This window comes from Sandarakinorhabdus sp. AAP62 (assembly GCF_000331225.1).
GTDB lineage: Bacteria > Pseudomonadota > Alphaproteobacteria > Sphingomonadales > Sphingomonadaceae > Sandarakinorhabdus.
The window spans coordinates 1-7,145 of the sequence record NZ_ANFY01000015.1 but is presented as its reverse complement, the minus strand read 5'-3'; the positions used below and the strand labels follow the sequence as shown (position 1 = coordinate 7,145).

At 66.4% G+C, this 7,145-nt stretch carries 8 protein-coding genes; 6 read left to right on the top strand and 2 right to left on the bottom strand.

Features of this window, described 5'->3' with window-relative positions:
* Window positions 1-84 precede the first annotated feature (84 nt).
* The 3 genes from D619_RS0113140 (at window position 85) to D619_RS0113130 (ending at window position 4,075) form a co-directional block, all read left to right on the top strand.
* The gene (locus D619_RS0113140; protein ID WP_017669062.1) at window positions 85-1,254 is read left to right on the top strand and encodes a deoxyguanosinetriphosphate triphosphohydrolase; all 1,170 of its coding nucleotides are present in this window, start codon (window positions 85-87) and stop codon (window positions 1,252-1,254) included.
* Window positions 1,251-2,387, top strand: a complete 1,137-nt coding sequence (locus tag D619_RS0113135) for a serine hydrolase domain-containing protein (protein WP_017669061.1) — start codon at window positions 1,251-1,253, stop codon at window positions 2,385-2,387. Before D619_RS0113140 ends, D619_RS0113135 begins: the two co-directional genes overlap by 4 nt.
* Before the next feature lie 302 nt (window positions 2,388-2,689).
* A complete protein-coding gene (locus D619_RS0113130) occupies window positions 2,690-4,075 on the top strand; it encodes a serine hydrolase domain-containing protein (protein WP_017669060.1) in 1,386 nt (461 codons plus the stop codon).
* A 22-nt stretch (window positions 4,076-4,097) separates the two neighbouring features.
* Here D619_RS0113130 and D619_RS17940 read toward each other — a convergent pair whose 3' ends face one another.
* Entirely contained in the window at window positions 4,098-4,661 is a 564-nt protein-coding gene (locus tag D619_RS17940; RefSeq protein ID WP_017669059.1) for a PEPxxWA-CTERM sorting domain-containing protein, read from the bottom strand.
* A 240-nt stretch (window positions 4,662-4,901) separates the two neighbouring features.
* On the opposite strand from D619_RS17940, the gene D619_RS0113120 reads away from it, so the two are divergent.
* Window positions 4,902-5,423 carry a hypothetical protein gene (locus D619_RS0113120; RefSeq protein WP_017669058.1) on the top strand — a complete coding sequence of 174 codons (522 nt, stop codon included), beginning with the start codon at window positions 4,902-4,904 and terminating at the stop codon, window positions 5,421-5,423.
* A gap of 39 nt (window positions 5,424-5,462) precedes the next feature.
* Here the strand turns inward: D619_RS0113120 and D619_RS0113115 are convergent, their stop codons facing one another.
* The gene (locus D619_RS0113115; RefSeq protein WP_017669057.1) at window positions 5,463-5,714 is read right to left on the bottom strand and encodes a hypothetical protein; all 252 of its coding nucleotides are present in this window, start codon (window positions 5,712-5,714) and stop codon (window positions 5,463-5,465) included.
* A gap of 19 nt (window positions 5,715-5,733) precedes the next feature.
* Here D619_RS0113115 and D619_RS0113110 point away from each other — a divergent pair, with 19 nt between their 5' ends.
* Entirely contained in the window at window positions 5,734-6,222 is a 489-nt protein-coding gene (locus tag D619_RS0113110; protein WP_017669056.1) for a DUF2793 domain-containing protein, read from the top strand.
* A gap of 149 nt (window positions 6,223-6,371) precedes the next feature.
* A partial coding sequence (locus D619_RS0113105; protein WP_017669055.1) for an outer membrane beta-barrel protein occupies window positions 6,372-7,145 on the top strand: 774 nt, incomplete at its 3' end.

Sequence of the window (7,145 nt, the reverse complement as noted above, 5' to 3'; positions counted from 1 at the left end):
GCGCGGCGGGAGAGGGGCAGACCAGCGCGCCCCTCTCCCGGGCCGCGCTTCGCGCGTCTCTCGACCTCTCCCCGGCGGGGAAAGGTGAAGTTGCTCGCCCCCTATGCCACCCACTGGCAGGCCAGCCGCGGCCGCCTGCACGCCGAGGCGCCGTCCGCCACGCGCAGCCCGTTCGCGCGCGACCGCGACCGCATCATTCATGCCGGCGCGTTCCGCCGGCTGCGCTACAAGACACAGGTGTTTGTCGCCCCCGATGGCGATCATTTCCGCGTCCGGCTCACCCACAGCCTGGAAGTGGCGCAGATCGCGCGCAGCCTCGCCCGCGCGCTGGCCGTGGACGAAGACCTGACCGAGGCGTTGGCGCTGGCACATGATCTGGGCCACCCGCCGTTCGGGCATAGCGGCGAGGATGCGCTGGAACGGGTGATGGCGCCGTGGGGCGGTTTTGATCACAATGGCCACGCCCTCAGGATCGTGACGAAACTGGAATGCCGCCACCCCGGATTTGATGGCCTGAACCTGACGTGGGAAACACTGGAGGGCCTGGCCAAGCACAATGGGCCGATCTTCGAACCTGGCTGGGCGCTGGCGGGGGTTGACGCGGCCTGGCCTTTGGATCTGACCAGCCATGCCGGGCTGGAAGCGCAGATTGCCGCCATTGCCGATGATATCGCCTACGATAATCACGACCTGGATGACGGCATCCGCGCTGGTTTGTTCGATATTGATGAAATCACCGCTGCGGTTCCTTTTGTTGCAGACTGCTGGTTGGCGGTGACGCGGCGCTGGCCGGCGGTTTCGGCGCGGCGGCGGCTTGTGCCCGAATTGGTGCGCGAGCAGATGGGGCGGATGGTGAGCGACCTGCTGACCACCACCCGCGCCCGCCTCGCTGCGATCGGCGCCACGCGCGTGGAGGATATTCGCGCCGCCGGCCACACGATTGCCGGCCTCTCGCCCGCGCTGGTCGCCGACGTGCGGGCGCTGAAGAATTTCCTGCGCGAACGCATGTACCGCGCCCCGGCCGTCGCCCGGCTGCGCGATCCTTCGGAATCGGTGGTGGAAGGCCTGTTCGCCGCGCTCCACGCCGAACCGGCGCGGCTGCCCGGCGACTGGGCCACAAGCTGCCCGGCGGATGAACCTGCCCGCGCCCGCCATGTCGGCGATTTCGTGGCCGGCATGACCGATCGTTATGCGTTGAATCTGTATCGGCAACTGGTAGGGCCTTCACCCCTGCCCGAGGAGATGGTGACATGAGCGTTGTGCACGGAACAATCGATCCCAAGTTCGAGCGTGTGCGTGACGCGCTCGCCGCCTCGCTGGCCAGCGGGCAGGACCTGGGTGCCAGCTTCGCCGCCACCCTGAACGGCGAGCCGATCATCGACATCTGGGGCGGCTGGACCGATGCCGAGCAGACGCGGCCCTGGGAGCAGGACACGATCGTCAACGTCTATTCCACCACCAAGACGATGACGGCGCTGACCGCACTGTGGCTGGCCGATCAGGGCGAATTGAAGTTCGAAGAACGCGTCGCCCATTACTGGCCGGAGTTCGCCGCCGCCGGCAAGACCGACGTGACCGTGGCCCAGCTGATGAGCCATTCGGCCGGCCTGTCGGGCTTTGCCGAACCGATGCAGCCGGCGGACATCTATGATTGGGATCTGTGCTGCGCCCGGCTGGCTGCGCAAACGCCCTATTGGGAACCCGGCACCGCCGCCGGCTATCACGGGCTGACCCAGGGCTGGCTGGTCGGCGAGGTGGTGCGGCGCATCACCGGCAAGTCGCTGGGCAGCGTGTTCGCCGAACAACTGGCCGGGCCGCTGGGCGCCGATTTCCACATCGGGCTCGACGCCGCGCATGATCCCCGCGTCGCCGATCTGGTGCCGCCGCCGCAGGGCGCCAGCATCACCGACGGGCCGCAATCGGACCTCGCCAAGAACATGGGCAGCAACCCGCCGGTCAACCCGCTGGAAACCCGCACCCGCGCCTGGCGGGCGGCCGAAATCCCCGCCGCCAATGGCCACGGCAACGCGCGATCGGTGGTGGCGGTGCAGACGCTGATGGCCAACGGCGGCATGGCCGGCGGCAAGCGCCTGCTCAGCGAAGCCGGCGTGCGCCGCGCGCTGGAAATGCAGATCGAAACCCCCGCCGATCTCGTGCTCGGCATGCCGGTGCGCTACGGCCTCGGCTATGGCCTGCCCAGCCCGCTGCGCCCCTTCCCCAATGCGAACTCGGTGTTCTGGGGCGGATACGGCGGCTCGCTCGTCGTCTGCGACATGGATCTGAAGCTGTGCATGAGCTTCGTCATGAACAAGATGGCCGGCACCACCGTGGGCGACATGCGCGCCGGCATGCTGATGGCGGGCGTGTGGGGGGCGTTGATGTCTTGATCTTGGCAGTAGAGGGGCCTCCGGCGGGCAGGGGCTGAGCCCCTGCACCCACTTTCGTTCTTGGTCGGTCCCTTTTGTTGCCAGCGTGAGCGGCCAAGCGCGTGATGCCAACAGGAAAAGCGGAACCCTGCCTTGCGTGCGGGGTGCCGGTTGGAGGTTACGCGCTGCCCCGAAACAAACGGGTGCAGGGACGAGTCCCTGCCTGCCGGAGGCCCTTCTTCCTGTCGGTCCACCCCGCACACGCCGGTTGTGCCATCGGCGATAATCACCCTAGATGGGAGGTGAAGAGGGAGGATTTCGGCATGAAGCGCTTGATGATCGCGGCGGTGTTGGCGGCGGCGCCGGTGGCGGCACAGACCGCGCCTGATCCCCACCGCCTCGCCCTGGCCGCCGGCTACAAGGCGGCGTTCCTCTGTTCCGGGCGCTGGAATGCCGGGCAGGATGAGGCCAGCATCAGCCGCGATGATCTGACCGGCATCTATCGGGAGTATCAGGCGGCGGTGACGGCGTTGCCGGCCGTGATTGACGAGGCAGCGCGCACCGTATCGGTGGCGTTCGAGCCCGCCATGCCGCCGCGCATCGCGGTGTGGCGGCCGTTGCTGGGCTGTGTGCAATTGCCGCCGGGCGCGACCGCCGTGGCCGAGGTGCCGCGGCTGGTGCCGGGGCTGGCAGCGCCCGATCTGGCGGTGACGGATGCGAAGCCGTGGCCGCTGGGCGACCAGGGCGCGGTGCAGCCCTTGCGGCGCCGGCGGGATCGGGCGGCGCTCGATGCGGCGGTGGCGAAGGCGTTTGACAGCGACCGCACCACGGCGGTGATCGTGCTGAAGGATGGCAAGATCATCGCCGAGCGTTATCGCGCCGACTGGACGATGCACACGCCGCAGCGCACCTGGAGCGTGGCGAAATCGCTGACCGCGACGCTGGTGGGCCGGGCGGTGCAAAAGGGGCTGGTGGACGTGGCGCAGCCGGCACCGGTGCCGGAATGGCAGGCACCGGGCGATCCGCGCGCCGCCATCACCTGGTCGCACCTGCTGCGCATGAAGAGCGGGCTGTGGACGGCGGGGCCGGGCAACCGCACCGACGAGGTCTATGTGGGCGGCAGCCAAGTGGCGCAGACGGCGGCGGCGATGCCGCTGGAGTATGCGCCGGGCACGCATTTCAATTACAGCAACAATGACATCATGCTGGCGGCGCTCGCCCTGTCCCGCACGGTCGCGAAGGACGGCGGCAGCCACGCCGCGCTGGCCTTCCCCTTCACCGAATTGCTGTGGCCGCTGGGGATGACGCGCACCACGCCGGAGACGGACTGGCGCGGCGATTTCGTGCTGTCATCCCAGGTGTGGACGACAGCGCGCGACATGGCGCGGCTGGCCTTGCTCTATCAGAACGGCGGGAAGGGCGGTGGCCAGCAATTGCTGCCGCCCGATTGGCCGGCCTTCGTGGAGCGCGCCGATGGCCCGCAGCCGGTAGGTCGCGCCGAGGGCTATGGCGCCGGCTTCTGGCGCTGGTCCGGCCAGGCCGGGCTGCCGGACGGCACCTATGCGATGAACGGCAACCGCGGCCAGTTTGCCGTGATCGTACCGGCGCGGAACATCATCGTGATTCGGCGTGGTTTCGATCTTGTCGGCGCCGCATTCGACATGCCGCGCTTTACGGCTGCGGTGCTGGCGGCGCTGCCCGACAAATGACGGGCAGCGCCACCCGGCGCGATCAGGCTATTGCGACCGTGCGGCGCCGCAGGGCCGCGCCGACCAGGCCAAAGCCGGCCAGCATCATCGCCCAGCTGCCCGGTTCCGGCACCGCGCCGCCATTGAAGGCATAAAGCCCTTCGATCGCGTCGAAATCGGCCGAGACAACCGTGGAACTGTTGACGATCTTCACGAACGACACCGGCCCAGCGAACTGGCCATTGAAATCGATGAACGCGTTGGTGGCGTTGAAACCGCCGATCAGCGTGAAGTTGATGTTGTCGGAACTGACGAACAGATCGAAGGTCTCGTTTGCCGACGAGGCCAGTTCGTAGAGCCTGAGGTCGGCTCCGGCGCCATCACCAAGCGCCGTGGAGAAACCGACGGTGAATTGGCCGGGGAAAGTGGGCGGATCAGAATCGCTGCCGATGAACAGCCCGCCGCCATCAGGCGCGCCTGTCACCAGCCCGCTGCCAAAGCTGGTGGTGTTGACTGCGCTGACCAGGCTGTCAGCAAAGAAGGAGGCTTGGGCCGGGCCGGCAGCCAGTGCTGCCAGCAATGCGGCGGAGGTCATGATGCGCTTCATGCTCGTTTCCCCTTGGAATGATTCCACAGTGGATGGAGGATGCGACCTGACTGTTAAGACAATGGTAAGCTTCTGCTCATCATTGGTCAACGGGCTCGGCATCGCAGGCGTGAGGGCGTAAAAAGTGCCATATAGGTTACTTTAATATTGACAAGCGTAACGCTTTTGGTTATTAATCCGGCATGCCTGCGGAATCGGCCTGAACAGGGCTGAAACCGCCGCCTTCCAGGAGCTTCTTGCATGCTTGATGCGCTCGTCGCGCCGTCGATGGCTGGTGATGTGTTTGCTGTGGCTGACTGTGCCCCTCCGGCTCGCAAGCCGCGCGACCGTTCGGCAGCACGGAACCGTCATCGGCCAGGCACCCGGGAGGCGCGGCGTCTGGTCGGCAGCCGCAAGGATCGCATGGCCTTTCTGGAATTGTTGGCTCGCCATGGCGATCCGGCCGTCGCCGCCGATCAGCTGGGCCTGCCGCTGTTCGTTCTGTTCCGCCACCGCGATGCCGATCCGGCCTTTGCAGCGGAATGGCTGGCGGCCGTCCAATATGCCTGGGAACGGGTGGAAAGCCGGGTGCTGGCGGCGCTTCTGGGCCAGCTGGCCGACAAGGATGGCAAGATTGATACCAGGCTGGCGCTGGCCATTGTGGGCCGTCGTGACAAGCCGGTGACGCACAAGGGCGCGGCCAAGCCCTATGATGGCGCTGGAGCCGCGCGGCTGCGGGCGGAACTGCGGGCACTGGCTGGCTTGAACGACACCGACAAATGAGCGTTGCCGGCTCGCCCGGCTGACCAGTTTCCTCCCGACTCAAGTCCGGTTGCTGCCGGCGCAGCCGGAGTGTGCCTGATGGCGGATGCGGGCGATGGCCTTCCTCTGATTGATCTTTTTCGGGCCTTGCCGATGGATGTTCGCCGCCGGGTATGGCGGCGGCATGGCGAAGCGGCCATGCTGGAATGGTTGATGGGGCCTGGCAGCCTGCGCCCCGCGCAGCGCCCGCCGATCGGTGATTGGGGCATCTGGGTGATCCTGGCCGGCCGCGGCTTTGGCATTGCCGATCAACTGAACAGGAGGCTGACCAATGCCCACAACACCGCGTCTTGCCCTGCCGTTGATTGCCGCCGGCCAGGCGCAGAAAGACGTCACTCACAACGAAGCGGTGCTGGCGCTGGACCGGCTGGTTGCGCTGGAGGTCAATTCGCGCAGCCTCATGGTGCCGCCATCGGCGCCGCAAACCGGCGCCTGCTATATCGTGCCCGCTGCTGGCTCGGTTGCCTGGGGTCATCCGGCCGGCACCTTGTTGCACTGGCAGGGCGCTGCCTGGCTGCCGGAAACACCACGCGACGGGCAGATCGCCTTGCTGGTCGATGAAGGGCTGATGCTCATCCACCGCGGCAATTGGCGAGATCTTTGGCCGGTCGCCGGCCTTGTTGTTTCCGGCCGCGCGGTGCTGGCGGTGCCACCTGTCAGCCTGGCTGCGCCGAGCGGCGGCGCCATCATCGACAGTGAAGCCCGCACCGTGCTGACGGCGCTGCTTGCGGCCCTGCAACAGCAGGGCATAATTTCCTGAAAACAGGGCGCGTTGCCGCCATTTTCCCCACTGAACTGTTGCGCCCGGGCAACAATCTCTGCCAATCCAGACTTGCATCCCCGCAAGTGCCTGCGTTACAGACTGGTCAGAGGCCAGAATAGGACTGGCGCTACACAAAGGGGAAGACGATGCGCAAGCTTGCGATCGGCCTCGCCCTCGCAGCCACCGCGCTTTCTGGCGCGGCCGCTGCGAAGGACAAGGCTTGGTATATTGGTCTCGAAGCGGGTGTGAGCCTGGTGCAGAAGCAGCAGCTGAGCATCTCGAATGCCAATCGGACTGGCACGGTGGCCAATGCCATCAGCCACACTTATTTTCCCGGTTTTGATGTTGGCGGGAACGTCGGTTATGATTTCGGCGGCTTCCGCACCGAGTTCGCGCTGAACTATCTGCGGGCGAAGAACCGGTCATCTGAAGTTCTCGCGGCGCCGGGCGCCATCCCGTTCACGACGGCAGCTGGCGTCAACCAGAATCCGGGTGTTCCGCCGACCGGCCTTTATAACGACGCCGGCGGCACTGCCAGCGCCTTGGCGTTCATGGTGAACGGCTTGGTCGATTTCGGCGGCAAGGATAAGGAATTTGGTGGTTATGTCGGCGCTGGTGCCGGTATCGCCCGCGTCAAGCAGTTCGCGCGCCTGCGCAATCCGGGCCTGGTGTTCCAGGACGATTCGGACACCTCGTTCGCCTGGAACATTCTGGCTGGCGTCTACAAGCCGATCTCCGATCATGTTGACCTTGGTCTGAAGTATCGCTTCATGAACGTGAACGACGTTGACACGTTTACGGTCAACGGCCGCGCTGTGGACAATCGCTTCCGCAGCCACAGTGTTCTGCTGACCCTGACCTACAACTTCTTTGAAGCTGAACCGCCCCCGCCGCCCCCGCCGCCGCCGCCGCCGCCGCCT

Coding starts and splice junctions, on each gene's coding strand:
- D619_RS0113135 (WP_017669061.1), top strand. CDS start 1,251: ATGAGCGTTGTGCACGGAACAATCGATCCCAAGTTCGAGCGTGTGCGT.
- D619_RS0113130 (WP_017669060.1), top strand. CDS start 2,690: ATGAAGCGCTTGATGATCGCGGCGGTGTTGGCGGCGGCGCCGGTGGCG.
- D619_RS17940 (WP_017669059.1), bottom strand. CDS start 4,661: ATGAAGCGCATCATGACCTCCGCCGCATTGCTGGCAGCACTGGCTGCC.
- D619_RS0113120 (WP_017669058.1), top strand. CDS start 4,902: ATGCTTGATGCGCTCGTCGCGCCGTCGATGGCTGGTGATGTGTTTGCT.
- D619_RS0113110 (WP_017669056.1), top strand. CDS start 5,734: ATGCCCACAACACCGCGTCTTGCCCTGCCGTTGATTGCCGCCGGCCAG.